Below are 25,013 nucleotides of genomic sequence, written 5' to 3' on the forward strand. Positions count from 1 at the left end.
CCCGGTTCATTTCCGCGTCACGCCGAGCGATTCCGCGTGGCCGCAAAAAGCTCTATCGGAACAGATATTTCGAGACCTCGGGATTGCCGCGGCGCCACATCACATTGTCCAGGAAATAGTGGTGCACGTTGATGAAAATCAACACGATGAAGAAGAACAGCGACGATCCCAGCACCTCCTGGTCATAGGGGATAAGGGCCGTCAGCGCGGTCGGAATCAGCCAGAAACCCAGACCGCCGAGGAGGAGGCCAGCACTGATGAACTCCAGAAGCCGCACCCTGTAGGCCGGACCAAGAATGGACAGGATTCCGGACGGCGGAACTTTCTCGGCATCGCGCCCGTCACGCTCGACATTGCTCTGGTAGCGCCAGACCACCGCCAGGTACTGCAAGGAATGGAGCGCCGGCACCACGAGCAGCCAGAGCGGATTTGTCCTTACAATCAGAATCCAGAGATAGAGCGACGCGACGTAGGCGATGACGCCGTTATATGGCAGGCTGCCGCCATTCCTGCCCCAACGATTGATCAGCATCACGGCAGTGGCGGCCGTTGACGCGGCCGCGGCCGACAGCCCAATCGCATTGAGCCATGCAGGGGTGGCAAACGTATAATACTCCAGTCCCAGGTACTTTCCCCGGCTGACCGCCGTGTTGGTCTGAAGCCATGCGAACAGCCAGACGGCATAGCTGTTGATCAGCAGGATTTTCTTGTCCGGATCGGTGAAGAACCTGCGCTTCAGGACGGCATCCACCATCAACATGCCGTAGCCTTGCTTGACGTAGTGCCAGCCGACGAAAAAGAACATCGCGTTGGTTGCGTTTCCCAGCAGCCGGGCGTTCGCCGTGATCGAGCCGTAGGCAAAAAATGCGCCCATGAGCAGGGGAACGACGATGCCGGCGAAGATGTAGCGGAGCTGGAGGTTCCTGTCGTAGCCGTCGCCGCGCAGCTTCCGTCCGAAATTGCGGTAGAAGAGTTGGTATGAGTGGGCGAAGTGCGGATAGTTGATCACATAAGCCAGGAAGAGCATCGTCGCCGCCACCAGACTTTCGTACCTCAGTGGCACGAAGTACAGCGCCGGCAATATCAGGAATGCGCTGCCGCCAAGCATCAGAAAATCCGCGAGCGGACCAAAGAGATATTTTGGGGGCGTTGCCGCGGGAGCGCGTACATCGGCCGAAAGGTGAACCGTCATATGAGCGCTCCTTTCGCATCCATTTAATCACCGGCCCGTCCGCTCGACAAGATAGAGGAGCCGAGCGGTCAGCGCGAAGGCATGGCTGCAGCCGACGTCGTAGCCGGCGATATTGTCGACGCGGTGCCGCCCCCTGCCAAATCGCATCGGCCAGCCATTGGCCGCGTAGGATCGGGAGAGAGACCGAGGTCTGATAGACTGGCATTGGTGACCGGGAGGAACGCGCTGTAACGGCCTCGCAAGCTCGGTTTTGCCGCTCGAAGTTCCCGCCACGAGCGGAAGAGCCAAGACCAGGGTTGTCATTTGAGGATGACGTAGAGTGGAATCAGGATAGAAAAAGCGGCGACGCCAGTGAGAAATAGGTCTGTGATCATGCGCCGCCGCGGTGCGCGACGTACACGAAATGTCGGTATCTACGCAAAACCCGCCCCCATTATTGCCCCAACTGAGCATCGCGTAGTCACGGCAGGAGTGCAAGCATCGTCTAAATTAGGAGTGCGCAATCATCTAACCGTAGCGCAAGCTTCACGGTTCCGACCGCGGTCTATCCCCGGTCGTGACCGCCTTGCGCGGCACCAGGGGATAACCGATCTGGCCAAAGATGTTTGAGGGGATCGGATCGTCGACGCCGTACTTGGCCGGCATTGAGGCTGTAGGCACGCGATAGGTGCCAAACACCAGGTCGATGAGCGCCAGTTGGCCGGCGAAGTTGCGGTCATAGGCGGCTCGCTCGCCGGCATGGTGCCAGTGATGGAACTGCGGACCGGCGATCAGCCAGGTCAGCGGCCCGAAGCCGATCTTGGTGTTGGAATGGACCAGCATCGTGTGCCCCATATAAATCACCGAATAGAGCGCGATGGCCTCGCCGCTGAAGCCGAGCAGGAACACCGGCAGCAGCGCCGTTGCCTTGGTGACGATCTGGTCGACGGGGTGGACGTGGAAGGCGGCGAGGCAGTCCATTTCCTCGACGCTGTGATGGATGGCATGGAAGCGCCAGAGGATCGGGACGGCATGAAAGGTGCGGTGCGCGGCGTAGACGCCAAGGTCGGTCAGCACGATGATTTCCAGTACCTGCATCCAGGTCTGCTGGCCCGCCACCCCGTCGTCACCCCGTCCGGCACCAGCAAGGCGAGCGCGCTGAAGATCGGCACGAAGATCAGGCCGCCGACGAAGTTGACGACGAAGCCGTTGAAGGCCGCGTAGGACAGGTCGTTGAAAAAGCCCTTGCGAAAAATCCGTTGCAGCCGCCGCAACGGAAACAGCCGTTCCAGCGGAATGAAGATCAGCAGGCCGATCGCGACCGCCTTCAGGCCGAACAGGTCGGCGATCTGCTGTATCGCATCCACGCCCCCAACCCTCCCAACGGACAGAGAGGATATCCAAAGCACCGCGATCACCGCCGTGCAAGGCGGAAGGTGTATAGGAGGTTAATTCCTGTTCGGCGCTAGGTCAGCCAAAGCGCGTAACGCTTTATCCATGCCTCGTCTCTTTGACGCCTCAGTTCGTATTCCGGCACCAATGCCGAGTTTACGACGGCGGCTGGATGCCTCGGCCATATATGATCGCCGGCTTTCTGCACGCCCCAAATGGCGATCAGCACGACGGTCGTTACACCGCAGACTCGTCCAAAAGATAGTCGTTCCATCGGCACCGGTCCCCTCTGCCGCCAGGGATGATGAGCAAATAGTCCCAACAAAGCATGAACGGGCGGTCCGCTGAACGGTCCCTCGCAAACGTCAACCTCTCTTTGCACGGCTTTCATGGATAATCAGCGCGATTACCAGACGTTCGAATTGGAGGCACTGCGTGCGCGACCACGGACTGAAGGACCGCCGACCAAGGGCTGGACACCATGGAAAGCCGGCGCCGGTATTCCTCCGTCCGCAGCCGAACTGTTCAAGCAAATTCACTGGCGTTATTCGTCGGATATTCGACGCATCGTCTCAAAACGGAGCTCAGTGCTTGAAAGATCTGGTACGCCCAAGGGGAATCGAACCCCTGTTACCGCCGTGAAAGGGCGGTGTCCTAACCGCTAGACGATGGGCGCGCTCAGACGAAGCGGCTTATACTGACGTTGCGCGCAACCGGCAACCCGTTAGGTGCCGCCTTGGACAACTTTTTTCCGGCCCGCCAGATCGGCGATTTCGCCCGGGTTGGCAGGGCCTGGTAATTTGCGGTGACGTCAGTCGCTTCGTCGTCCTCGGGCCGTCGCGGCAAGGCTTCGCGTCTGCTTCGCACAGGAGTGACGAAGTCGAGCCGGCTTCGGCCAATCTTGAAGGTTCACGGGAGCGCTATTGGCGGAGCCCAACAGGCTCAGGTCCATTGACGCTGTCAGCCGTCGCCACCGCCACTGCGCCGGCGGCAGCGCCAGTTCCAGTCGCGCTCGGGGCCGACGTCGACATGGACCGATTCGGTGTGGCAATAAGTGCCGACGCCGCCGCGGCCTGGCATGGTCCTGATGTAGTTCGCCAGCTCCCATTTGGAGACGCCGGGCACCTGGATGTCGGCGGCGGCGCAATACATGTGCAGCGAATTCTTGGCGCCGTTGGCGCGGCGGTTGCGGGCCGGGTCGCGATAGCCGGAGGTCACCATCATCTTGCGGCCGTAGTGGCCTTCGATCGTCTTCAGCACGCGCACGAGGGACGGCTTCAGGCAGGCGACGTCCACGCTCTCATTCTGCTTCAGGAGACCGTTGGGCGCCAGGCGGGCCATGCCGGCGGCCGACGCAACCTGATAGCTGCCACCCGAGCCTTCGTCCTCGTTGAGGTCGACGTCGCTTTCGTCGTCGAGGCCGGATTTGCGCTTGATCTCGAACAGGGCCGTCTGGCGCACGCCGGGCAAGGCATCGCTACCGGTGATGTGACCGGCTTCGTCACCGGTCGAAGCCAACTGTATCGGCTTTGCCGTGGAATCGGCCGAGGCCAAAGTGATGATCGGCTTTGCCGGAGCGGGCTTGGCCTGCACGGTCGGCTGTTCGCCCGATCGTGGGTTGAGCAGCGGCGCGGGCGTCGCCGAAGCGGGGGTGGCGCCGAACATCGAGGCCAGGAAGCCTTTCTTCTTCGGAGCCTCGGCTTGCGGCGCCTCGCCGGCGGTCACATAGACCGGATTGTTCATCACCGGTGCCGCAGCCGGCTTCGGCGCCGTCGCGGCGGCATCGGCGGCGGCGATCTTCTGGGCGACCGCGTCGGTCTGCTGCGCCGTCTGTACCGGCTGCTGCAGGGCCTGCGGCGTCTGTCCCGCGATCGTTTCCGCGCCGGCCGGCGTGGGAAGCGGGAAAGCGGCCTGGGGCTTGGCCACGGGTACGTAGGCAACTGTCTCGGGGAGTGCCGCGTCGCTTTCGCTCATCACGGTCGTCTGCTCCGTCGCCACCTGCGACGACGAATCGGTGGCGGCTGGGGGCTTGCCCGTGGAGGCGGCGTGGATGTCCGATGCGGAAGCATTATAGCCCGGCATTCCAACCGACATCGTCGGGTCGCCAGCCGATGTGCAGGAGGCCAGAAGCACGGAGCAGAGCGCTGCCACAATGGCGCGGCGTTCTCCCTTTGCGAGGCTCCATCCTGCTGATTTCAAAGTCAAATTCCCCCTCGACGTCCGGTCGGTACATCCGTGTCGCTGACTGGCATGTCCGCGTCAGGGTGACCTTTGTCTCCGATCCGGAAACGAGACCTGTGTCAAATCAGCAAGCCTGTAAGTATTTTTGCAGCGATTGCCGAATTGCGGCTGCTTGATGGTTGACGACACCATTTCGCCCGCTTTTAGGGGGCCGTCAACTCACCACACATTACAGTCCGTTACACACGCACCTTGACATAGGTACCGGGAGCATCGCCCAAGGTTTTCATATGCTTGCCGGGTTTGCGGGCAGGTACGCGGGTGTTGTCCTTGGCCTCTATCCAGCTTTGCCAATGCGGCCACCAGGATCCGGGATGGTCCGTGGCCCTTTCTATCCACTGATCGAAGTCGCCTTTCGGCGGGCCGCCGGTCCAGTACTGGTACTTGTTGGATGCGGGCGGATTGACGACGCCCGCTATATGTCCCGATCCCGCCATCACGTACTCGACCGGGCCGCCGAAATATTTCGAGCCGAGGAAGACGGACAGCGCCGGCGCGATGTGGTCTTCCCGGGAGGCGAGATTGTAGACCGGGATGGTGACATCGCCGAGCGAGACCGTGTGGCCCGCCAGCTCCATCGTGCCGCGCGAGAGGTTGTTCTCGAGATAGCAGTTGCGCAGGTAGAAGGAATGGTTGGCCGCCGCCATGCGGGTCGAATCGGCGTTCCAGTAGAGCAGGTCGAAGGGCAGGGGATCCTTGCCGCGCATGTAGTTGTTGACGACATAGGGCCAGATCAGGTCACCCGAGCGCAGCATGTTGAAGGCGGTGGCCATCTTGGTGCCGTCGAGATAGCCTTTTTCGTTCATCGACTTTTCCACCGCCGCGACCTGTTCCTCGTCGACGAACACTTTCAAATCGCCGGCATGGGTGAAGTCGACCTGCGTGGTGAAAAAGGTCGCCGACTTGATGCGGTCGTCGCCTTCCCCAGCCATCAGCGCCAGTGCCGCCGCCAGCAGCGTGCCGCCGACGCAGTAGCCGATCGCGTTGACGTCGCGTTCGCCGGTCGCCTTCTCGATCGTGTCGAGGCCGTATTGCAGGCCCTCCCGGATATAGGCTTCCCAGTTCTTGGCGCCGTGACGTTCGTCCGGATTGATCCAGGAGATGACGAAAACGGTGTGGCCTTGCTCGATCGCCCAGCGGATGAAGGATTTCTGCGGGTTGAGATCGAGGATGTAGAACTTGTTGATCCAGGGCGGGCAGATCAGCAGTGGGCGCTTCAGCACCGTCTCGGTCGCCGCATCATACTGGATGATCTCGGCGACATCGCTGCGCCCGACCACCTTGCCGGGCGTGGTGGCGATGTTCCTGCCGATCTCGAAGGGCGAATAGTCGGCCTGGCGCAATTTCAGGTCGCCCTTGCCTGCGGCGATGTCCTCGGCCAGCATCTTCATGCCGCGCACCAGGTTCTCGCCGTTGGAGGCGACGGTTTCGCGAAACAATTCGGGATTGGTCAGGATGAAATTGGACGGCGAGATGGCGTTGGATACCTGCTTGACGTAGAAGCTCGCCTTGTGGCGGGTATGCTCGTCCAGGCCTTCGGCGTGGTCGACCAGTTCGGACGCCCAGCGCGAGGTGACGAGATAGGCCTGCTTGAGGAAATCGAAGAAGGCGTTGCGGCCCCATTCCGGATCCTGGAAGCGCTTGTCGCCGCGCTCCGGCTTGACGGCATCGTCGGCACCCTCGGCGTTGGGGCTGACGCGCTGGATGGCGTTCGCCCAAACCGTCATATAGCCGGCGAACAGCCGCGTCTGCGCTTCGAGCGCGCGCTGCGGATCGGCAAGCCAGTATTCACTGAGCTTGGAGAAAGTCTTGACCATGTCGACGACAGGCTCGGCGACGTGGTCGCGCACCTCACCCTTTTCGCGCGGTTCAGCCCAGGCGGACGCCGCCTTGCCGGCCTGTTCGATCATCCGCGCCATGTTCAGCGCGAAGCGTTCCGGGTCCTTCACCAGATATTGCTCGACCGTCGAAGGTCCGCCATCTTCCGCTTTGCCCGAATCGGGTGTTTTGGACATGGTTCGCGGGGTTCCTCCGGAAGCGTTTTCTTGACATATTAACATGGGACATCCGACAGGGTCCAATCTCGCTCTACCCCGGCTGCCAAGGAAACAATATGACGATTAAGTTTGGCGAGACTGTTTTTTTCGGTGCGGGCCATTTTTTCCGCATCGGCGCTGCGATCATGTTCGTGGCCATCGCCGGATGCTCGAGCACGAATACCGGCGGTCCGGTGCCGATGGCCACCGACGCGGGGCCGAAGGATACCGGCACCTTTCCGAACCTCAACATCCCGCCGCAAGTGGCGGCGAAACAGTTCACCGAGGCCGAGAAGAACGCCAAGCTGGCCCAGTTGAAGGCCGACGAGAACGCGCAGCGTGCCAAAAGAGGCGGCGCTGCCGTCACCAACCAGGCGGCGCTAACCGATCTCGCGAAGAAACATGGTCCGCAGACGCTGACGCAGATCGAAGGCAAATGCGACCCCGCCCTCGACCCTACCTGCAAATGAGTATATAGCGCGCGCCCAATGCCCTAACATATCCGGGGCTCCCTTTGCTGTCTGGAACTGCCATGGAAGAATTTCACAAGGTCCGCCGGCTTCCGCCTTATGTGTTCGAGCAGGTCAACCGGCTCAAGGCCAGCGCCCGTTCGCGCGGCGCCGACATCGTCGACCTCGGCATGGGCAATCCGGACCTGCCGACGCCCAAGGCCATCGTCGACAAATTATGCGAGGTCGTGCGCGATCCGCGCACGCACCGCTATTCCTCATCGCGCGGCATTCCCGGCCTGCGCCGCGCCCAGGCAAACTACTATGCCCGCCGCTTCGGCGTGAAGCTCAACCCCGACACCCAGGTGGTGGCCACGCTTGGCTCGAAGGAAGGCTTCGCCAACATGGCGCAGGCGATCACCGCGCCCGGCGACGTGATCCTGTGCCCCAATCCGACCTATCCGATCCACGCCTTCGGCTTCATCATGTCGGGCGGCGTCATCCGTTCGCTGCAGGTCGAGCCCGATGACGGCTTCATCCCAGCGCTCGAGCGCGGCGTCCGCCATTCGATCCCGAAGCCGCTGGCGCTGATCCTCAACTATCCGTCGAACCCGACGGCGCTGGTGGCCTCGCTCGATTTCTACAAGGACGTGGTGGCCTTCGCCAAGAAGAACGACATCATCATCCTGTCCGACCTTGCCTATTCGGAAATCTACTTCGACGGCAATCCGCCGCCTTCCGTGCTGCAGGTGCCGGGCGCCATGGACGTCTGCGTCGAGTTCACCTCGATGTCGAAGACCTTCTCCATGCCCGGTTGGCGCATGGGCTTCGCCGTCGGCAATGAGCGGCTGATCTCGGCGCTGACCCGGGTCAAATCCTATCTCGATTACGGTGCCTTCACGCCGATCCAGGTGGCGGCCGCGCACGCGCTCAATGGCGACGGCGCCGATATCGCCGAGGTGCGTGACATCTATCACAAGCGCCGCGACGTGATGGTCGATGCCTTCGGCCGCGCCGGATGGACCGTTCCCGCACCAGCGGCCTCGATGTTCGCCTGGGCGCCGATCCCGGAGCCGTTCCGTCATCTCGGCTCGCTCGAATTCTCCAAGCTGCTCATCGAACACGCCGATGTGGCGGTGGCGCCCGGTGTCGGTTTTGGCGAGCATGGCGATGATTTCGTGCGCGTGGCGCTGGTCGAGAACGAGCACCGGATCCGCCAGGCGGCGCGCAACATCAAGCGCTTCCTGTCGACCAGCGCCAAGCAGCCCAACAATGTGGTGCCGCTTTCCGCCCACCGGTAAATACAAATTCGATCTGATTTGAGGGGCGTCGCCTTCCATGGCTGAAGCACTGCGTGTTGGAATTGCCGGACTCGGCACGGTCGGCGCATCGGTGGCGCGCGTGTTGCGCGACAAGGCGACGGAACTGACCCGCCAATGCGGGCGCGACATCATCGTGTCGGCGGTTTCGGCGCGCGACCGGAAACGCGACCGTGGCATCGATCTAAGCGCCGCGAACTGGTTCGACGATCCGGTTAAGATGGCGCAGACCGCCGAGCTCGACGTTTTCGTCGAGCTGATCGGCGGCGATGAGGGGCCGGCGCGGGCCTCGGTGAAAGCCGCGCTCGAAGCCGGCCGTCATGTCGTCACCGCCAACAAGGCGCTGCTTGCCAAGCATGGCGTGGCGCTTGCCGAAATCGCCGAGAAGAAGGGCGTGCTGCTCAACTACGAGGCCGCTGTAGCAGGTGGCATTCCCGTCATCAAGACGATGCGTGAAGCGATGGCCGGCAACTCGGTCAACCGTGTGTTCGGCATTCTCAACGGCACCTGCAACTATATCCTGACCCGCATGGAGGCCGAGGGCGTCTCCTTCGACGTCGTGCTGAAGGACGCGCAGCGGCTGGGCTATGCCGAAGCCGATCCGACCTTCGACATCGAGGGCCATGACACCGCGCACAAGCTCTCGATTCTGACCAGCCTAGCCTTCGGCACCAGGATCGCGGCGAACGACATCTACATGGAAGGCATTTCCAACATCACCCAGGCCGACATCCGTGCGGCAGGCGATCTCGGCTACCGGATCAAGCTGCTCGGTGTCGCCCAGCGCACGGAGAGCGGTATCGAGCAGCGCGTCCATCCGACCATGGTGCCGACGGCTTCCGTCATCGCGCAGGTGCACGGCGTCACCAATGCGGTGGCCATCGAGACCGATATTCTGGGCGAATTGCTGCTCTCCGGCCCCGGCGCCGGCGGCAATGCCACCGCCTCGGCGGTCATCGGCGACGTCGCCGACATCGCCAAGAGCCGGCCCGGCTTCCAGCATGGTCCTGTCTTCGGCCGGCCGGCGAAGGAGCTGAAACCCTACAGGAAGGCGCAGATGCGCAGCCATGCCGGCGGCTACTTCATCCGGCTGACCGTGCATGACCGCATCGGCGTGTTCGCGGCGATCGCAAAGCGTATGGCCGACAATGATATTTCGCTGGAATCGATCGTCCAGCATGCGGTCAGCGGCGAGGCGGCGGCGCAGAAGACAGTGATCCTCGTCACCCACGAGACCACCGAGGCCGCCGTGCGCAAGGCCGTCGACGGCATCACCAAGGACGGCCATCTGACCGACAAGCCGCAGGTCATCCGCATCGAGCGGGCAGGGTAGCAGGCCCCCGGAATCTCTGGGCATAACCACTGCCGGCGCATTTCGGTTCGATGAGGATATCCCGGAACGAATTGGCGTCGGCGCCGTTCTCTTGGTCAGCAACCAAGGGAGCCGCTTCATGGCCGATACCAACAAATCCGACAGCCCTGACATCGGCGACATCCAGAAGACGCTGGAAAAGCAGATCGCCGACCTGCGCAAGGAGATCACCAAGATCAACAAGAGCATTTCGGCGCGCAGCGCGGAAATGCTCGATGATGCCAGCGAACAGGCATCGGATTTCTACGAGACAGCCGCTTCGCGTGCCTCGCGGACGGCACAGCAGTTGCGCAGCCAGGCCCAGGCGGTTTCGGACGTCGCGCGCGAAAATCCGGGCACGACGACCGCCGTGGTTGGCCTTATCGGCCTGCTCGGCTTTCTGGCCGGGATCGCCGTCGGCCAGTCGATGAACGACACGTCGCGCCGCTGGTACTGAGCGCGTCGGTATTGAGCCGGCTATGCCGGCTCGTTTCTTTTCAGGACATCATTGAAGGAGGGCACCATGGCTTCGTCCGTGTTGATCGGCATCCTGATCACGTTTCTCGTCATCATTCTCGTTCTCTATCTGGTGCAGCGGCTGCCGCTCGATGCCAGAATGAGGCAGATCGTGCAGATCATCGTCATCATCATCGGCATTATTTCGCTGCTCAAATACCTCGCGGTTTTCTAGGCAACCAAGGGCGGCAACTTCCTGTTTCCTGCCGGCCCGTTTCGTCTCGAACCGGGCCGGCATTGTTTCAAGAATAAGGTTCAATCGATTGATATTGCTATCCTTTCGATAAAACTGGCGGCAGGTCTTGCCGTTGTCATGCTCGTTTGACAAAACAGGCGCGCCTCCGGCGGGAGGCGGCGTCAAACGAGGATTTGCCGAATGAATGTGGCCCAGAATATCGTCGCCGGCCTTGACCGGATACTCACCATGGAACTGGTGCGCGTCACCGAACGAGCCGCCGTCGCGGCCGCCAGGCTGCGCGGCCGCGGCGACGAAAAGGCCGCCGACCAGGTCGCAGTCGACGCCATGCGCGAGGAGCTCAACCGCCTTGCCATCAAGGGCACGGTGGTGATCGGCGAGGGCGAGCGGGACGAGGCGCCGATGCTCTATATCGGCGAAGAGGTCGGTACCGGCAAAGGCCCGGCGGTCGATATCGCGCTTGATCCGCTCGAAGGCACGACGATTTGCGCCAAGAACCTGCCGAACGCGCTCGCCGTGATCGCGATCGCCGAGAAGGGCAGCCTGCTGTTCGCACCCGACGTCTACATGGACAAGATCGCGATCGGCCCTGGTTATGCAGAAGGCGTCATCGACATCGATGCATCGCCGGCGGACAACATCGCCAGTGTCGCCCGGGCGAAGGGCGCCGCCGTATCCGACATCACGGCCTGCATCCTCGACCGGCCGCGCCACGCCAAGCTGATCGACGCCGTGCGTGCCACCGGCGCCGCGATCCGCCTGATCGGCGACGGCGACGTCGCCGGCGTCATTCACACCACCGACCCGGAAGAAACCGGCATCGACATCTATCTCGGTACCGGAGGCGCGCCGGAAGGCGTTCTGGCCGCGGCCGCGCTGCGCTGCACCGGCGGCCAGATGCAAGGCAGGCTGATCCTCGATACGCCGGAGAAGATCGCCCGTGCGGCAAAGATGGGCATTGCCGATCCGAAGCGGGTTTATCGGGCCGAGGACATGGCGCGCGGCGACGTGCTGTTCGCGGCCACCGGCGTCACCGACGGCAACATGCTGGCCGGCGTCAGGTTCGGCCGCACCTACATCACCACGCATACGATCGTGCTGCGCTCCTCGTCGCGCACCGTGCGGGAGATCAAGGCCCGGCACCAGGATCTGGATAAGTTCTAGACCTGCTTGCGGAGCCGGGTCGCAGTTGTTAGCCATTGGCGGCATCTGAACCTGGCCGCGCAAGGATTGACGATGAAGGCGTTTGACTGGCACGCGGATCCGATCCTGCGTGCCACTCCCATCACAAAATCCTATCGCAACACCCAGAACGCGCGCCGCTTTCTCACCCGTGAATGCGGCGTCACGTTCAGGTTCGATCGACCCTTCATGGCCTGGCTCAAGGACGGTCGGGAAAAGACGAGGGGAGATGCAGCCGACGACAGGCTGAAAAGCGGAAAGCGTAGTTGTTCTTGAATTCTTCTGCGACGCCTACTGCCGCGAACCGCTTGGCCTTGCCGGCCTTTGGCCCTAAAGCGCGTCGCGTTAACGCGACGCGCTTTCGGGTGTTGTTTGTGCATGTGGTTATCCCAAAACCGCTGCACACTTTTTGGCGACATGCATTATTCTGCGGCCAACCATGAGTTGGCAAAGCGCATGACAGGCGAAAGGCGCCTCTTCCTCGATGTCAGGCAGTCGGCTACCGGTCTCTCCTGGGAGCACCGGCTGACCGAACGGCAGGACATGATCGCGCTCGCCATCGCGCAAGGCCATGGCGTGCCGGACATCGTCGCGCGCGTTCTTGCCGGACGCGGCGTGACCGCTGATGAGACCGAGCGGTTTCTCGACCCGACGATCCGCGACCTGTTGCCGAACCCGGCCTCATTGACCGACATGGACAAGGCCGCCATCCGCATCGCCGCCGCCGTCGTGGCCCGGGAAAAAATAGCGATCTTCGGTGACTACGACGTCGATGGCGCGGCCTCGTCGGCCTTGCTGAAGCGGTTTCTCGCGCATTTCTCGGTGCCGTCGGAAATCTATATCCCGGATCGTATTTTCGAAGGCTACGGTCCCAATCCCGATGCCATGCGCGAACTGGTCTCGCGCGGCGCGACGCTGATCGTCACCGTCGATTGCGGCACCAACAGCGCCGCTTCCGTCGAGGCAGCCAAGGAGGCGGGCGCCGATGTCGTGGTGCTGGACCACCACCAGGTTGGCGGCGCGCTACCGGCGGCGCATGCCGTCGTCAATCCCAATCGCGACGACGACCTTTCCGGGCAGGGCCATCTCTGTGCCGCCGGCGTGGTCTTTCTCGCTCTGGTGCAGACTGCGAAGGTGCTGCGCGCGATGACCGACGCCGCGCCGCCGGACCTGCTTTCCCTGCTCGATCTCGTGGCGCTTGCGACCGTCTGCGACGTGGTGCCGCTCACCGGCGTCAATCGCGCCTTCGTCGTCAAGGGCCTGCAAATGGCGCGGCAGCAGAAGAATGAAGGGATGGCTGCCCTTGCGCGGGTGTCGCGCATCGGCGAGCCGATCAGCACCTTCCATCTCGCCTATCTGATCGGCCCGCGCATCAATGCGGGCGGACGCATCGGCGATGCGGCGCTCGGCAGCCGGCTGCTTGCAACGGACGATCCGGTCGAGGCGCAGACCATCGCCGAGACGCTCGACCGGCTGAACCAGGAGCGGCAGCTGATGGAGCAGGAGATGCTTGCCGCCGCGCGCGCCGAGGCCGATGCCGAGCTGGCGGGCGGCAGCGGCCCGGCGATCGTCGTCACCGCCAGCAACAACTGGCATCCCGGCATTGTCGGCCTGCTGGCCTCGCGATTGAAGGATCATGCGCGGCGGCCGGCTTTCGCCATAGCCTTCAACGCTGTGGGCATCGGTACCGGTTCGGGCCGTTCGGTGTCGGGTTTCGATCTTGGCCGGCTGGTACGCGAGGCGGCCATTGCCGGGCTCATCGTCAAGGGCGGCGGCCATGGCATGGCCGCCGGCATCACCGTCGAGCGCGCAAGGCTGGGCGAACTCAGGGCCTTCTTCGAGGAGCGCGCGGCTGCCGACGTTTTCCGGTTGCAGGATGAGGAAAGCCTGGCGATCGACGGCGCGCTTGCCGCGGAAGGCGCGACGCTCGGCCTGCTCGACGCGCTGGAGAAGGCGGGCCCCTTCGGCGCCGGGCATGTCGCGCCGGTTTTCGTGCTGCCGCGCCATCGGCTGGTCGATATCAGGCCGGTCGGCACCAACCATATTCGGGCTGATTTGCAGTCGGAGAGCGGCGGCCGCATCCAGGCGATCGCCTTTCGCGCCGTCGACACCGTGCTTGGCGAATTCCTGTTCAAGAACCGAGGCAAGACCGTGCATGTCGCCGGCTCGCTGTCGGGCAATCACTGGAACGGCAACCGCACGGTGCAGTTTCGCATCATCGATGCTGCGCGGGCATAGCCGCGCGGCGGAAACCGGGCAATTCAGCTGGCCGGTGCATAACGCAGCAACGTCACGCCCTGGGTAAGACTTTCCGTGCCGAGCGGTTTCAGCGTCAGCGACAGGCCGGATTGGAAGTATGGCTTGCCGCCACCCACCACCACAGGATGCATGTAGAGCCGGTATTCATCAATGAGACCGGCTCGTGCCAGGGACGCCGCAAGATCGGCGCCGCCGAGGATGACGAGGCCATCGGCCCGTGCCTTGAGAGACTTTACCGTGTTCTCGCATCGTCATCCACCAGCCGGGCATTGGCCCCGACTTGCTGAAGCGTGGTCGAGAAGACGATCTTCGGCGTCTCCCGCCATGCACGGGCAAAATCCCGCTCGACCTCGGTGGCGCCGGTCTCGCGCTCAGGGTTGTCCCAGAAGCGCATGGTCTCGTACATGCGCCGTCCCGCGAGCACGGCGGGGGCCTGTCTCATCATGTCGTTGAAATGCTGGTGCAGCTCTGCTTCGGGTACCGGCAAGCCGATGTCCTCGTCCGATCGGGCGATGTAGCCGTCCAACGACGTCAGCATGGAATAGACAATCCTGGCCATCGGCACCTCCGCTTCAATTGGCGCAGATCACCATGACCAATTGCATCTTGCAATCAGTTTGTGCGCAAGCGCATAGAGTTAGATGATCTAGGCGAGAACCGTCTGCAGCCGCGTCAGTTCGCCGATCTGCGCCATCGTCGCCTGGTAACCGAGCTGGATCGCTTCGTCGGCCCGGTGGAATTCGGTCAGGCCGATGTGGCTGAGCTTGGGCTGCAGCGACATGTCAGGCGGATCCCCGGCAAGCCTGGCGCGCGAAATGCGGTCCTGGATGATGTTGAAGGCTTCGACCATCACGCCGGTGATGCCCAGACGCGTCTGGTGCGATTGGTGCTGGGCGTTGACCTGGCCGGGCCTTGGGGCGTCCTTTTCGATAACCAGTTCGCCGGCACTGTGCTTGATCACGGCGGCGCGGCCGAACAGGTCGTAGTGCAGGTTGACCGCCACGACGAGCGGCTGCTCGTAGGCGCGGCAGACCGAAACGGGCACCGGATTGACCAGCGCGCCGTCGACCAGCACACGACCATTGCAATCGACCGGCTCGAACACGCCGGGCAGTGCGTAGGATGCGCGCATGGCCGTGATCAGCGAACCGCTCGACAGCCAGATCTCGTGGCCGGTGCGGATTTCCGATGCGACGCAGACAAACGGCTTTGGCAGATCGTCGAAGCGGATACCGGCCACGTGCTCGCGCAGGCGCGCGTCCAGTTTCATGCCGCCGAAGAGGCCGCTGCCGCGCAGGTTGAGATCGAGCAGGCCGAAGATGCGCCGTCTGGTGAGGCTGCGGGCGAACTCTTCCAGCTCATCCAGTTTGCCGGCAAGATAACAGCCGCCGACCAGAGCACCGATCGAGGTACCGGCAATCATCGAAACTTCGATGCCGGCTTCATCGAGCGCGCGCAGCACGCCGATATGCGCCCAGCCTCTGGCGCAACCGCCGCCGAGCGCCAGCGAAATACCTGTTTTCTTGGGGGATTTTGTTTCGGATGCGCCGCCGGTCGAGGACAGGCCGTTGGCCTCCCTGACGTCTGGTCTGCTACGCAATGACGCCCATTCGAGCATCATGATCTCCCTTGTCCCAAAGCTAATATACGGATGGGCCGTATCGAAATGATGAATCTGTGTGGTTGATGTGAGGCAGAAGGTTCAAGCTGATGGCTTCCGATACGTGTTTTCCGCATCGAACAGCGGCTTGCTGCCGTCGTCGGCAAGCGTCCCCTTGCCGTCGATCAGCCCCACCGTCCGATAAAAGCATGAACGTCGGCCAGTGTGACAAGTTGCGTCGTGGCCCAACACTTTCACGCGCAACCACAACGCATCCTGGTCACAATCCGTGAGCATCTCGACGACATGCTGGAAATTGCCAGAGGTTTCGCCCTTCTTCCAGAGCGTGTTGCGCGAGCGCGACCAGTAGTGGGCGATGCCTGTCTCCAGCGTCAGTGCCAGCGCTTGCGCATTCATATGCGCGACCATCAGCAGCATGCCGTCGGCGGCATCGCTGACGACGACGGTGACCAGGCCGTTGGCGTCGAAGCGCGGCGAGAACACCGCGCCTTCTTCCAGGGTCTTCTTGTCTGACGGAGCTTTCGGGAATTCCAGTGCCGACATATCAGGTCTATTTTCCTGTTGACCGTGACGTCGGCAAGGGGCTCACGCCCCGCCGCCGCGCACCATGGTGACAAAACGAACCTGCTCTTCAGGCGTATCCTTGAAGACGCCGGTGAAGGTTGAGGTCAGCGTGGTTGAGCCCTGCTTGCGGATGCCGCGCATGGCCATGCACATGTGCTCGGCCTCGATCATGACGGCGACGCCGCGCGGGTTGAGTACGTCCTGGATGACACCGGCAATCTGCGCGGTCAACGCTTCCTGCGTCTGCAGGCGATGGGCGAAGATATCGACGACGCGGGCGATCTTCGACAGGCCGACCACCTTGCCGTCGGGCAGATAGCCGACATGCGCCTTGCCGATGATCGGCACCATGTGATGCTCGCAATGCGAATGGAACTGGATGTCCTTGACGATGACCAGGTCATCGTAGCCGGCGACCTCCTCGAAGGTGCGGCCGAGCTCGTCCGCCGGGCACATGTCGTAGCCGCCGAACATTTCACGGTAGGCCTTGGCCACGCGCTTGGGGGTGTCGATCAAACCCTCGCGATCCGGATTGTCGCCGGTCCAACGTAGCAAGGTGTGCACGGCAGCCTCGACTTCGGCTTCGCTCGGGCGGTCGGTGACCGGCTTTTCCATGTAGGCGGACTGGGGCATGAGCTTCTTGATGACGGCATCCATAAAAGGCGTCTCCCGTAGTTCCTCTCTCAGGAGGAACGAGTTGAACGGACCACGACCTTTCGGTGTCGGAAACTCGCCCCGTTTCCAGCCCCGTAAGCGGCGTGAACTTCCCGGCAAGGACGGTGGCGTTCGCCGCCTTGTCGATACCGGACTGCCAGCATTATATATGGTCGTGCCGAGCGAATGAAAGACGCAACAACGGCAATCGCTGTTCGCTTGGCGGCGACGGATTGGAAAATAATGATCAACGACGTCTACAACGCGAAAATTCTCGGTTTTGCCGGAAACATCGCCCGCATCGGCCGGCTCGATCATCCAGACGCGACCGCGAAGGCGCATTCCAAGCTGTGCGGTTCGACCGTTACCGTCGACCTCAAGATGGAGGACGGCGTGGTTACCGACTTCGCCCACGACGTGAAAGCCTGCGCGCTCGGCCAGGCATCGTCCTCGATCATGGCGCAACATGTCGTCGGCGCCAGCGCCGAGGAATTGCGCGCGGTGCGCGAAACCATGCTGAAGATGCTGAAGGAAAACGGCGCGCCGCCGGAAGGCCGCTTCGCCGACCTCAGCTATTTGGAGCCGGTGCGCGACTACAAGGCGCGCCATGCGTCCACCATGCTGACCTTCGACGCGGTGGTCGACGCGATCGGCCAGATCGAGAAGAAGCGCGCCGACGAAGCGGCCTGAGCGTGGGCTTTGGCCTTACGGCGGCGGGCGGGTCCAGCCAGGGCACAGCCGGTCATTCATGCAATAACCTCATGTTCGCCGGCATTCTTGCGGCTTCACTTGTGTCGAGCGGCGGCTCGTGCGGGGCGGAACCAGCGGTCCAGCGCGATATCGGCGACTATCTCATGAAGGCTATCCAAGCCTGTTGGAGCATGCCCACAAGCATTGCACGCGTTCGGATCAGCCTGAACAAGGACGGATCGCTCGCCGGCCCGCCAAAAATCGTCGGCCCCGTGACACCGCCACGGGATAAGGTTGCCGAAGCCGCCATTCGGGCAATCACACGCTGCGCGCCGTTTCCCGGGCTGGCATCCTACGCCGCCCACTATGATTTGTGGCGGGACATCGTCGTCACGTTCAACCCGGCAGACGACCCTGCGGCGGGACATCCGCCCCTGGACGTCAACGATCTCGACAAACTTCTCGAAAAATACAAAGCAAAGTAGCGGAATCTTGCCAGGGCAATGGCTCAGGCCGGCGCTTTCAGCGCCAGCCTGCTGTCGGCAAATTCGCCCCTCAGCCAATCGGCGAAGGCCGCTGCCGGTTCGGAGAGATCGTGCAAACTCCTGGCCACCAGCCAATAGGCGCCGGACGCGACATCGATGTCGAACGGCTTGACCAGTGCCCCGGTCGCCAATTCTTCGCCAATCTGAAGGATATCGCCCAGCGCCACCCCATGTCCAAGCAGCGCGGCCTGCTTCGAGAGCGAGGCGTCCGCAAGCATCGGCCCGCGCGCGGGCACGGCATCGGCAGGCACGCCCGCCGCCTCGAACCAGCGCGCCCAACCCTGGCGGTTTTCCTCGTGCAAAAGCGTGAAGCGAGCAAGATCGGCCGGCTTCTCGAGGGCCGGGCCCGATGAAAGCAGCGCCGGCGACAGAACCGGCGAATCGACCGTTGAAGCCAGCCGTTCGGCCTCGCTACGGGGCCATGACGTCGAGCGCGAGCTGAAACGCAAGGCAAGTTCGGGCTGGTCGCTGCGGAACTCGATCAGCCTTGGGTCGACTTCGAGGGAAACGTCGATGTCGGGCCGCAACTGCCGGAACCGGTTGAGCCTCGGCACCAGCCACACCGCTGCGAGCGAAGGTTCGACGCTGACGCGAACCACGAACTGGGCCGGGGTGGCGGCCAGATCGCCGAGCAGGCGGTCAATTGCATCGAAACTCGTCATCAGTTGAGCAAGCAGCCGGCGGCCCGCATCCGTCAGTTCGACGCGGCGATGGTGCCGTTCGAAAAGCGGTTGGCGCAGGAAGGTTTCGAGTTCGCGGATCTGCCGGCTGATCGCCGCCTGCGAGACCAAAAGCTCCTCGGCGGCCTTGCTGAAGCTCAAATGCCGCCCAGCCGCCTCGAAGCTCCTCAATGCCGTCAGAGGCAGGCGTCCACGCTTCATTTTCGCATAACCCAGGATTATCCGAAGCGGAAATTATACTCGTTTGAAGGCGAAGGCCAGCAGCGGTCTAGTCCGGTCAAAGGAGACACGGCCATGGTCCAGTTTCTGAACATCCTTGGCGATGTCATGCGGATCGCGACGTTTCAATGGCGTGACGAAAGACGCGATGCAAGGCATCACGAAGAGTGGCCCCACCACCCTGGCCGGTGGGCACCTCCGGTCGACCGGCAGCCATTTCGCCGTTACCGCCCGTGACGGCGGGGCGAGCGGGATTGCGTTCTCCGGCGCAAGCGCACATCTATCAGCTGGAAACGCGGAGATCGCAGTGGGCGACCAGCACGGGCATGCGCATACAGCCGGAGCGTCGAGGCGCGGGCGCAATTGGCCCGGCCCTTGGCGCAAGACGCCCGGCCGCGTGCTCGGCACCTCGCTCGTGCGGCTTTACCAACTGACGCTGTCCGGCTTTGTCGGCAATTCCTGCCGGCATCTGCCGACCTGTTCGGAATATGCGCATGAGGCAATCGCCCGTCATGGTCTTTGGGCCGGTGGCTGGATGGGGTTGTTCCGCGTGCTGCGCTGCGGTCCATTCGGCACGCACGGCATCGACCTCGTGCCGGAGGTTCTGGCGCCCCGTTATGCCTGGTTCATGCCATGGCGGTACTGGGGGATCGGCCGTAAGCGAGGCGAAGCGCAGGGATGAGGAAGCTGCTCACGCGGCGCCAGCCGCGCCGGTTTACGATCCGGTAGGGTTAACGCAAGCCTGCACAACAACTGCGCATTTGAGACAAAATCGAGACAAGAGCCCTCGCTAAGCCCGCTCGCGAACCCCTCCTGGAGCGAGCATCCCATGCGCAACATCGACCGTCTTCCCTTCATCTTTGCCGGAATCCTGTTCCTGCTTGCCTGGCTGTTGGGGTTTCCGATGCGCGCTCAATCGGCGCCGCTCGCGGATGTGCACTGCACGCTCATCGCCGACGCCCAGAGCGGCAAGACGCTTTACCAGGACGGTACCTGCGACCAGCGCTTCAGCCCGGCATCGACGTTCAAGGTGCCGCTTTCGCTGATCGGCTACGACGCAGGCATCCTCACCGATCAACACACTCCGGCATGGGACTACAAGCCTGAGTTCAAGGCGGTGAAGCGCGACCAGAAAACCGTCGATCCGACGATCTGGGAACGTGATTCCATCATCTGGTTCTCACGCGAGATCACCCGCAGGCTTGGAGCCGAGAAGTTTGCCGGCTACGTATCGAAGCTCAACTACGGCAACGGCGACGTTTCCGGCAAACCCGGCAAGGATGACGGACTGACCCATTCCTGGGTGAACTCCTCGCTCGAGATCACGCCGGTCGAACAGGTCGCCTTCCTGCGGCAACTGCTCGCCGGCACTATGCCAGTGTCGGCCAAGGCGCATGAAATGACACGGGCTATCATACCGAGCTTCAAGGCCGGCAATTGGGCCGTTCAGGGCAAGACCGGCAGCACCAGGCTCGGCGAGGGCGGCAAGGACAAGCGCTCGCTCGGCTGGTTTGTCGGCTGGGCGCGGAAAGACGGCCGCCAGATCGTGTTCGCCCGGCTCGTCGTCGATGCGAAGCGGACCGACATGCCGAAGGGGTTGGCGACACGGGCCGCGTTCCTGAAGGACCTGCCGCAGCTGATGAAATGAGTTTGATTTCCACGCAATTCCCAAGGGGAAGCGCTACGCGCTTCTCCCGGGAAAACCGCTGCACGCTTTTCCTGGATTTGCTTAAGCGCTTCGGCGGGCGCGGATGATGTGGCCGCCGGAATTGCTCGTCATTGCCTTCGGTGCTCCGGAAAAGCGAGCGGCGATATCGCCGCTCTTGAGATCTTCGATCTCGTCGAAGCCGAGTTCAGTCAGGGATTTCGCCAGCTCTGCCGGAACAAAGAAGCTGATCCAAGGCTCCCCGACAGACGCGACGCGCGCCGCATGGAAGGCCTGGGCCGCCTGTCCCGCCGCATCGCGGTTCTCGGTCGGCTCGCTGTAGTCGAACACGACCTCCGAGCCGGGGATACCGGCTATCCAGGACAATGTGTTGAAGATCGCTTCCTTCGTCAGGTAGGGTACGACCCCCAGCCAGATGAAGAAGGCCGGCGCGGTCGACTGCAAACCGGCCTCGGCCAGTTCCGCAGACAGGCTTTGCCGCTCGAAATCGACCGGCACGAATCTGGTGGCGGCTGGCTCGGCAAGACCGCTATCGGCAATGCATTTGCGTTTCCAGGCTTGCGTGGCCGGGTGATCGACTTCGAACACGCTGAGGTCCGGATACGGATTGCGCAGCGAAAACGTATCGAGGCCGGCGCCAAGTACGACGAGTTGGCGGACACCGCGACGCACTGCCGCCGCCAGCCAGTCCTCGGCGAAGCGGGCGCGCGCTGCTACGAACAGGCGCATGCGCAGGCGGCGCTCGTCTTCCTGCTCAAGCTCCTGCGCCGCGGGAGCGGCTTCACCCAGAATCGCGATCGCGTAGGCATCGCGAAACAACCCTGCCTGCGGTGAAAATTGATGCAGAGCCCTCATGCGGGCGACGCCAAGGGCGGTTCGGCTGGGTGTCGCGTTTTCCATATCGACAATTCCAGACGATTGCGGGGATGTGCGCAAGCCTGGGCGACGTGTCTGCGACATCTCTGCCGACATTTCCTGACGGCCGGGCCAGTCAGCACTCTTTACCTGGCCCGGCACTGCCTCTAAAACCCGCGCGCTGCCGTTTGTCCATGTGATTGGCGCTTCCGGCTTTATCTTGTGCATGTCGTAATCCAGGACCGCCATACATTTTTGGGCGACATGCCTTTCAACCACCCGCGCTCGTTTGCGGGACTGGATAGGAGAACCATATGCTGAATTCCGTTTCCCTGACATTTCCCGATGGCTCCGTCCGCGACTACGACGCGGCAATGACCGGTGCCGGCCTTGCCGAGTCGATCTCCAAGTCGCTGGCCAAGAAGGCCGTGGCCTATGCCATCGACGGCACCGTGCGCGACCTCAGTGACCCCGTGGGCAAATCCGGCAAGGTCGAGATCATCACCCGCGAAGACCCGCGTGCGCTGGAACTCATCCGCCATGACACCGCGCACGTGCTGGCGGAAGCCGTTCAGGAATTGTGGCCGGGAACGCAGGTGACCATCGGGCCGGTGATCGAGAACGGATTCTATTACGACTTTGCCCGCAACGAGCCGTTCACCCCGGACGATTTCCCGGTGATCGAGAAGAAGATGCGCGAGATCATCGCGCGCAACAAGCCGTTCACCAAAGAGGTCTGGTCGCGCGACAGGGCAAAAAAGGTCTTTGCCGACAAGGGCGAGCGCTACAAGCTCGAACTGATCGACGCCATTCCCGAGGATCAGGATCTCAAGATCTATGCGCAGGGCGACTGGTTCGACCTTTGCCGTGGTCCGCACATGGCCTCGACCGGCCAGATCGGCAACGCCTTCAAGCTGATGAAGGTGGCCGGCGCCTATTGGCGCGGCGATTCGAACAACCCGATGCTGACACGCATCTATGGCACGGCCTGGGCCGACCAGGCGCAGCTCGAGGCCTACCAGACGATGCTGGAGGAGGCCGAGAAGCGCGACCACCGCAAGCTTGGCCGCGAAATGGACCTGTTCCATTTCCAGGAAGAGGGGCCGGGCGTGGTTTTCTGGCACGCCAAGGGCTGGAAGATGTTCCAGAACCTGGTCAACTACATGCGTCGCCGCCTCGACGAGCAGGGCTATCAGGAGGTCAATGCCCCCCAGGTACTCGACAAGAGCCTGTGGGAGACGTCGGGCCACTGGGGCTGGTACCGCGACGCCATGTTCAAGGTGACGGTCGCCGGCGATGAAACCGACGATGACCGCGTCTTCGCGCTGAAGCCGATGAACTGCCCGGGTCACGTGCAGATTTTCAAGCATGGGTTGAAGTCATACCGAGATCTACCCGTAAAGCTTGCGGAATTCGGCAATGTGCATCGCTACGAGCCATCGGGCGCGCTGCACGGGCTGATGCGCGTGCGCGGCTTCACGCAGGACGATGCGCATATCTTCTGCACCGAGGAACAGCTGGCTTCCGAGTGCTTGCGCATCAACGACCTGATCCTGTCGACCTACGCCGATTTCGGTTTCGACGAAATCAGCGTCAAGCTGTCGACGCGGCCGGACAAGCGCGTCGGCACCGACGAGGCATGGGATCATGCCGAGGCGATCATGGGCAGCGTGCTGGAAACGATCAGGACGCGCTCCGGCAATCGGATCAAGACCTCGATCAATCCGGGCGAGGGCGCCTTCTACGGGCCGAAGTTCGAATATGTGCTGAAGGATGCGATCGGCCGCGAATGGCAATGCGGCACGACGCAGGTCGACTTCAACCTGCCGGAGCGTTTTGGCGCCTTCTACATCGGCTCGGATTCCGAGAAGAAGCAGCCTGTCATGGTGCATCGCGCCATCTGCGGCTCGATGGAGCGGTTCCTCGGCATCCTGATCGAGAACTATTCCGGCCATTTCCCGCTGTGGTTCGCACCGCTGCAGGTGGTGGTGGCGACCATCACGTCGGACGCCGACAGCTATGCGAACGAGGTCGTGGCGAAGCTGAAAGCCGCCGGGCTGTTGGCGGAAGCCGATCTGCGCAACGAGAAGATCAACTACAAGGTCCGTGAGCACAGCCTGGCCAAGGTGCCGGTCATCCTCGTCTGCGGCAAGCGCGAGGCGGAGGAGCAGACCGTCAATATCCGCCGGCTCGGTTCGCGCGACCAGGAATCGCTTGGCCTTGCCAAAGCGATCGAACGGCTGACCGAAGAAGCGGTCACACCTGATCGCCGACGCAAGCGCGCTGCTTGATTCGGACTGTTTTCGATCGAATGGCGGTGGAGCGATCCACCGCCATTTTCATATCCCTGTCACGGCGATGTTGTACCGGAACGCTATGCTCAAGCTGAAATCGCGCGAACGACCATTTCCCGAGCTTTCCTATGCCAACCCGCACCAGCCGGCTCTGGCGCGCTGGTTCATTCATTCGGTGGAAGGCCTTTCGGGGCGCGACCGGTTCGCAGCGCTCTATGAATTCTGGCGCCATCAGGTTGTGCCGACCGGTGAGCGTGTGTTCAGCCGCATGCTGGACCTCATCGATGTAGGCGTGCGAACGCCCGACCAATGGCCGCCCGCGCAATTGCCCGACACGCCGCTGGTGATCATTGCCAACCATCCCTTCGGCATTGGCGACGGCATCGCCGTGCTGTCACTGGCAGAGCAACTCGGGCGACCTTTTCGAGTGATGATCCACAAGGATCTGCTCAGGATTCGCGAGATGGGGCCCTATTCGCTGCCAATCGACTTTTCCGAGACCAAGGACGCGGTGAAGAACAACATGGCGGTGCGCCATGAAGCGGTGCGGCTGCTCAAGGAAGGCGTCACCATCGTGGTGTTTCCGGCCGGCGGCGTCGCCACCGCGCCAAAGGGTTTTGGCCGGGCGCGCGACCTGCCATGGAAGATGTTTCCGGCCCGTCTCGTCCAGGAAGCCAAGGCATCGGTCATCCCCATGCATTTCTCCGGGCAGAACGGCAGGCTTTTCCATCTGGTCAGCGGGCCGATGAACATGGCCGAGCGCGACGGGCGCGTGGCCAAATTCGTCGGCAAGGCCTCGCTGACCTTGCGCACCTCGCTGCTCATCCGTGAATTCGCGCGGTTGTCCGGCAAGGCGATCGAGGTGCGCGTCGGCAATGTGCTCAGCTGGAGCGAACTGGAGCCGTTGCGCGACCGCAAAGCGTTGCTCGATCGCCTTTATCGCGGCGTGTTCGACCTGGCGCCAGAGCTGCCGCGTCGGCGCATTCCTTTCCTGCCGGCTCGAACGAAACTGGCGGCCTAAAGGAGTATCTCCGGCGAAAACGAGATCGCCTCCAATGCGCCGTCTCTTTGCTTTTACGCAATTCCGGACGCCAAACCGCTTCGCACCTTTGC

Annotated in this window: 26 protein-coding genes and 1 tRNA gene; 14 read left to right on the top strand and 13 right to left on the bottom strand. The window is 62.6% G+C overall.

Translation table 11 applies throughout. The features are described from left to right. Nucleotides 1–52 precede the first annotated feature (52 nt). The 6 genes from EN808_RS11065 to phaC all read right to left on the bottom strand — a co-directional run bounded on the left by EN808_RS11065 (nucleotide 53) and on the right by phaC (nucleotide 6,819). Nucleotides 53–1,192, bottom strand: coding sequence for a hypothetical protein (locus EN808_RS11065; RefSeq protein ID WP_135915781.1), 1,140 nt, complete (start codon nucleotides 1,190–1,192; stop codon nucleotides 53–55). 525 nt (nucleotides 1,193–1,717) lie between these two features. Further along, on the bottom strand, nucleotides 1,718–2,269 hold the full coding sequence (locus EN808_RS11070) for a sterol desaturase family protein (RefSeq protein WP_189524090.1): 552 nt from the start codon (nucleotides 2,267–2,269) through the stop codon (nucleotides 1,718–1,720). Next, entirely contained in the window at nucleotides 2,242–2,538 is a 297-nt protein-coding gene (locus EN808_RS36280; RefSeq protein WP_189524091.1) for a hypothetical protein, read from the bottom strand. Before EN808_RS36280 ends, EN808_RS11070 begins: the two co-directional genes overlap by 28 nt. A 626-nt stretch (nucleotides 2,539–3,164) precedes the next feature. Beyond that, nucleotides 3,165–3,239 (bottom strand) — tRNA-Glu (locus tag EN808_RS11075). Between the two features lie 284 nt (nucleotides 3,240–3,523). Beyond that, on the bottom strand, nucleotides 3,524–4,768 hold the full coding sequence (locus EN808_RS11080; RefSeq protein ID WP_127279867.1) for a YcbK family protein: 1,245 nt from the start codon (nucleotides 4,766–4,768) through the stop codon (nucleotides 3,524–3,526). A 215-nt stretch (nucleotides 4,769–4,983) separates the two neighbouring features. Continuing rightward, nucleotides 4,984–6,819, bottom strand: a complete 1,836-nt coding sequence (gene phaC / locus EN808_RS11085) for a class I poly(R)-hydroxyalkanoic acid synthase (RefSeq protein ID WP_127279868.1) — start codon at nucleotides 6,817–6,819, stop codon at nucleotides 4,984–4,986. Nucleotides 6,820–6,917: 98 nt separating this feature from the next. On the opposite strand from phaC, the gene EN808_RS11090 reads away from it, so the two are divergent. The 8 genes from EN808_RS11090 (at nucleotide 6,918) to recJ (ending at nucleotide 14,091) form a co-directional block, all read left to right on the top strand. Beyond that, on the top strand, nucleotides 6,918–7,310 hold the full coding sequence (locus tag EN808_RS11090; protein WP_127279869.1) for a hypothetical protein: 393 nt from the start codon (nucleotides 6,918–6,920) through the stop codon (nucleotides 7,308–7,310). Between the two features lie 62 nt (nucleotides 7,311–7,372). Next, the gene (locus tag EN808_RS11095) at nucleotides 7,373–8,590 is read left to right on the top strand and encodes an LL-diaminopimelate aminotransferase (RefSeq protein WP_127872635.1); all 1,218 of its coding nucleotides are present in this window, start codon (nucleotides 7,373–7,375) and stop codon (nucleotides 8,588–8,590) included. A gap of 37 nt (nucleotides 8,591–8,627) precedes the next feature. Continuing rightward, a complete protein-coding gene (locus EN808_RS11100; protein WP_127280820.1) occupies nucleotides 8,628–9,941 on the top strand; it encodes a homoserine dehydrogenase in 1,314 nt (437 codons plus the stop codon). 118 nt (nucleotides 9,942–10,059) lie between these two features. After that, nucleotides 10,060–10,416 (top strand): hypothetical protein, encoded by a 357-nt coding sequence (locus EN808_RS11105; RefSeq protein WP_127280821.1) that lies wholly within the window; start codon nucleotides 10,060–10,062, stop codon nucleotides 10,414–10,416. A gap of 66 nt (nucleotides 10,417–10,482) precedes the next feature. Further along, the gene (locus EN808_RS11110; RefSeq protein WP_081295122.1) at nucleotides 10,483–10,650 is read left to right on the top strand and encodes a Thivi_2564 family membrane protein; all 168 of its coding nucleotides are present in this window, start codon (nucleotides 10,483–10,485) and stop codon (nucleotides 10,648–10,650) included. A gap of 201 nt (nucleotides 10,651–10,851) precedes the next feature. Further along, nucleotides 10,852–11,835 carry a class II fructose-bisphosphatase gene (glpX, locus tag EN808_RS11115; RefSeq protein ID WP_135864345.1) on the top strand — a complete coding sequence of 328 codons (984 nt, stop codon included), beginning with the start codon at nucleotides 10,852–10,854 and terminating at the stop codon, nucleotides 11,833–11,835. Nucleotides 11,836–11,907: 72 nt separating this feature from the next. Continuing rightward, the gene (locus EN808_RS11120; protein WP_127281084.1) at nucleotides 11,908–12,129 is read left to right on the top strand and encodes a DUF6434 domain-containing protein; all 222 of its coding nucleotides are present in this window, start codon (nucleotides 11,908–11,910) and stop codon (nucleotides 12,127–12,129) included. A 180-nt stretch (nucleotides 12,130–12,309) separates the two neighbouring features. Continuing rightward, nucleotides 12,310–14,091 carry a single-stranded-DNA-specific exonuclease RecJ gene (gene recJ, locus EN808_RS11125; RefSeq protein WP_135864349.1) on the top strand — a complete coding sequence of 594 codons (1,782 nt, stop codon included), beginning with the start codon at nucleotides 12,310–12,312 and terminating at the stop codon, nucleotides 14,089–14,091. Between the two features lie 23 nt (nucleotides 14,092–14,114). On the opposite strand, the gene EN808_RS37600 is transcribed toward recJ, so the two are convergent. The 5 genes from EN808_RS37600 to folE all read right to left on the bottom strand — a co-directional run bounded on the left by EN808_RS37600 (nucleotide 14,115) and on the right by folE (nucleotide 16,954). After that, entirely contained in the window at nucleotides 14,115–14,312 is a 198-nt protein-coding gene (locus EN808_RS37600) for a dihydrofolate reductase family protein (protein ID WP_281041766.1), read from the bottom strand. Between the two features lie 32 nt (nucleotides 14,313–14,344). Then, nucleotides 14,345–14,671: a dihydrofolate reductase family protein gene (locus tag EN808_RS37605; RefSeq protein ID WP_281041753.1), complete on the bottom strand. Its 327-nt coding sequence runs from the start codon at nucleotides 14,669–14,671 to the stop codon at nucleotides 14,345–14,347. An 87-nt stretch (nucleotides 14,672–14,758) separates the two neighbouring features. Further along, nucleotides 14,759–15,730: a patatin family protein gene (locus tag EN808_RS11135; protein ID WP_127872630.1), complete on the bottom strand. Its 972-nt coding sequence runs from the start codon at nucleotides 15,728–15,730 to the stop codon at nucleotides 14,759–14,761. An 84-nt stretch (nucleotides 15,731–15,814) separates the two neighbouring features. After that, nucleotides 15,815–16,276 (bottom strand): phosphoribosyl-AMP cyclohydrolase, encoded by a 462-nt coding sequence (gene hisI / locus EN808_RS11140; protein WP_127277422.1) that lies wholly within the window; start codon nucleotides 16,274–16,276, stop codon nucleotides 15,815–15,817. A 42-nt stretch (nucleotides 16,277–16,318) separates the two neighbouring features. Beyond that, complete coding sequence (gene folE / locus EN808_RS11145; RefSeq protein ID WP_127277424.1) at nucleotides 16,319–16,954, bottom strand: GTP cyclohydrolase I FolE; 636 nt, start codon at nucleotides 16,952–16,954, stop codon at nucleotides 16,319–16,321. Between the two features lie 240 nt (nucleotides 16,955–17,194). Between folE and EN808_RS11150 the strand changes: the two genes are divergently transcribed. Both EN808_RS11150 and EN808_RS11155 read left to right on the top strand, forming a co-directional pair. Then, on the top strand, nucleotides 17,195–17,641 hold the full coding sequence (locus EN808_RS11150; RefSeq protein ID WP_127277427.1) for an iron-sulfur cluster assembly scaffold protein: 447 nt from the start codon (nucleotides 17,195–17,197) through the stop codon (nucleotides 17,639–17,641). A gap of 71 nt (nucleotides 17,642–17,712) precedes the next feature. After that, nucleotides 17,713–18,126 carry a cell envelope integrity protein TolA gene (locus EN808_RS11155; protein WP_135915782.1) on the top strand — a complete coding sequence of 138 codons (414 nt, stop codon included), beginning with the start codon at nucleotides 17,713–17,715 and terminating at the stop codon, nucleotides 18,124–18,126. Between the two features lie 23 nt (nucleotides 18,127–18,149). On the opposite strand, the gene EN808_RS11160 is transcribed toward EN808_RS11155, so the two are convergent. Further along, nucleotides 18,150–19,067, bottom strand: a complete 918-nt coding sequence (locus EN808_RS11160) for a LysR substrate-binding domain-containing protein (RefSeq protein ID WP_135915783.1) — start codon at nucleotides 19,065–19,067, stop codon at nucleotides 18,150–18,152. A 325-nt stretch (nucleotides 19,068–19,392) separates the two neighbouring features. Between EN808_RS11160 and yidD the strand changes: the two genes are divergently transcribed. Together yidD and blaOXA are read left to right on the top strand one after the other, a co-directional pair. After that, nucleotides 19,393–19,767 carry a membrane protein insertion efficiency factor YidD gene (gene yidD / locus EN808_RS11165; RefSeq protein WP_127872627.1) on the top strand — a complete coding sequence of 125 codons (375 nt, stop codon included), beginning with the start codon at nucleotides 19,393–19,395 and terminating at the stop codon, nucleotides 19,765–19,767. Between the two features lie 147 nt (nucleotides 19,768–19,914). Next, complete coding sequence (gene blaOXA, locus EN808_RS11170) at nucleotides 19,915–20,733, top strand: class D beta-lactamase (protein ID WP_135915784.1); 819 nt, start codon at nucleotides 19,915–19,917, stop codon at nucleotides 20,731–20,733. Nucleotides 20,734–20,814: 81 nt separating this feature from the next. Here the strand turns inward: blaOXA and EN808_RS11175 are convergent, their stop codons facing one another. Continuing rightward, a complete protein-coding gene (locus tag EN808_RS11175; RefSeq protein ID WP_245525055.1) occupies nucleotides 20,815–21,885 on the bottom strand; it encodes a class I SAM-dependent methyltransferase in 1,071 nt (356 codons plus the stop codon). Between the two features lie 35 nt (nucleotides 21,886–21,920). On the opposite strand from EN808_RS11175, the gene thrS reads away from it, so the two are divergent. Together thrS and EN808_RS11185 are read left to right on the top strand one after the other, a co-directional pair. Then, nucleotides 21,921–23,897, top strand: coding sequence for a threonine--tRNA ligase (thrS, locus tag EN808_RS11180; protein ID WP_135915785.1), 1,977 nt, complete (start codon nucleotides 21,921–21,923; stop codon nucleotides 23,895–23,897). 85 nt (nucleotides 23,898–23,982) lie between these two features. Beyond that, nucleotides 23,983–24,921 (top strand): GNAT family N-acetyltransferase, encoded by a 939-nt coding sequence (locus EN808_RS11185; RefSeq protein ID WP_127872624.1) that lies wholly within the window; start codon nucleotides 23,983–23,985, stop codon nucleotides 24,919–24,921. Nucleotides 24,922–25,013: the final 92 nt, after the last annotated feature.

This window comes from Mesorhizobium sp. M8A.F.Ca.ET.165.01.1.1, assembly GCF_004792065.1.
In the GTDB taxonomy this organism is placed as follows: domain Bacteria; phylum Pseudomonadota; class Alphaproteobacteria; order Rhizobiales; family Rhizobiaceae; genus Mesorhizobium.

Coding starts and splice junctions, on each gene's coding strand:
- EN808_RS11065 (WP_135915781.1), bottom strand. CDS start 1,192: ATGACGGTTCACCTTTCGGCCGATGTACGCGCTCCCGCGGCAACGCCC.
- EN808_RS11070 (WP_189524090.1), bottom strand. CDS start 2,269: ATGCAGGTACTGGAAATCATCGTGCTGACCGACCTTGGCGTCTACGCC.
- phaC (WP_127279868.1), bottom strand. CDS start 6,819: ATGTCCAAAACACCCGATTCGGGCAAAGCGGAAGATGGCGGACCTTCG.
- EN808_RS11090 (WP_127279869.1), top strand. CDS start 6,918: ATGACGATTAAGTTTGGCGAGACTGTTTTTTTCGGTGCGGGCCATTTT.
- EN808_RS11095 (WP_127872635.1), top strand. CDS start 7,373: ATGGAAGAATTTCACAAGGTCCGCCGGCTTCCGCCTTATGTGTTCGAG.
- EN808_RS11100 (WP_127280820.1), top strand. CDS start 8,628: ATGGCTGAAGCACTGCGTGTTGGAATTGCCGGACTCGGCACGGTCGGC.
- EN808_RS11105 (WP_127280821.1), top strand. CDS start 10,060: ATGGCCGATACCAACAAATCCGACAGCCCTGACATCGGCGACATCCAG.
- EN808_RS11110 (WP_081295122.1), top strand. CDS start 10,483: ATGGCTTCGTCCGTGTTGATCGGCATCCTGATCACGTTTCTCGTCATC.
- glpX (WP_135864345.1), top strand. CDS start 10,852: ATGAATGTGGCCCAGAATATCGTCGCCGGCCTTGACCGGATACTCACC.
- EN808_RS11120 (WP_127281084.1), top strand. CDS start 11,908: ATGAAGGCGTTTGACTGGCACGCGGATCCGATCCTGCGTGCCACTCCC.
- recJ (WP_135864349.1), top strand. CDS start 12,310: ATGACAGGCGAAAGGCGCCTCTTCCTCGATGTCAGGCAGTCGGCTACC.
- EN808_RS37605 (WP_281041753.1), bottom strand. CDS start 14,671: ATGGCCAGGATTGTCTATTCCATGCTGACGTCGTTGGACGGCTACATC.
- EN808_RS11135 (WP_127872630.1), bottom strand. CDS start 15,730: ATGCTCGAATGGGCGTCATTGCGTAGCAGACCAGACGTCAGGGAGGCC.
- hisI (WP_127277422.1), bottom strand. CDS start 16,276: ATGTCGGCACTGGAATTCCCGAAAGCTCCGTCAGACAAGAAGACCCTG.
- folE (WP_127277424.1), bottom strand. CDS start 16,954: ATGGATGCCGTCATCAAGAAGCTCATGCCCCAGTCCGCCTACATGGAA.
- EN808_RS11150 (WP_127277427.1), top strand. CDS start 17,195: ATGATCAACGACGTCTACAACGCGAAAATTCTCGGTTTTGCCGGAAAC.
- EN808_RS11155 (WP_135915782.1), top strand. CDS start 17,713: ATGTTCGCCGGCATTCTTGCGGCTTCACTTGTGTCGAGCGGCGGCTCG.
- EN808_RS11160 (WP_135915783.1), bottom strand. CDS start 19,067: ATGAAGCGTGGACGCCTGCCTCTGACGGCATTGAGGAGCTTCGAGGCG.
- blaOXA (WP_135915784.1), top strand. CDS start 19,915: ATGCGCAACATCGACCGTCTTCCCTTCATCTTTGCCGGAATCCTGTTC.
- thrS (WP_135915785.1), top strand. CDS start 21,921: ATGCTGAATTCCGTTTCCCTGACATTTCCCGATGGCTCCGTCCGCGAC.
- EN808_RS11185 (WP_127872624.1), top strand. CDS start 23,983: ATGCTCAAGCTGAAATCGCGCGAACGACCATTTCCCGAGCTTTCCTAT.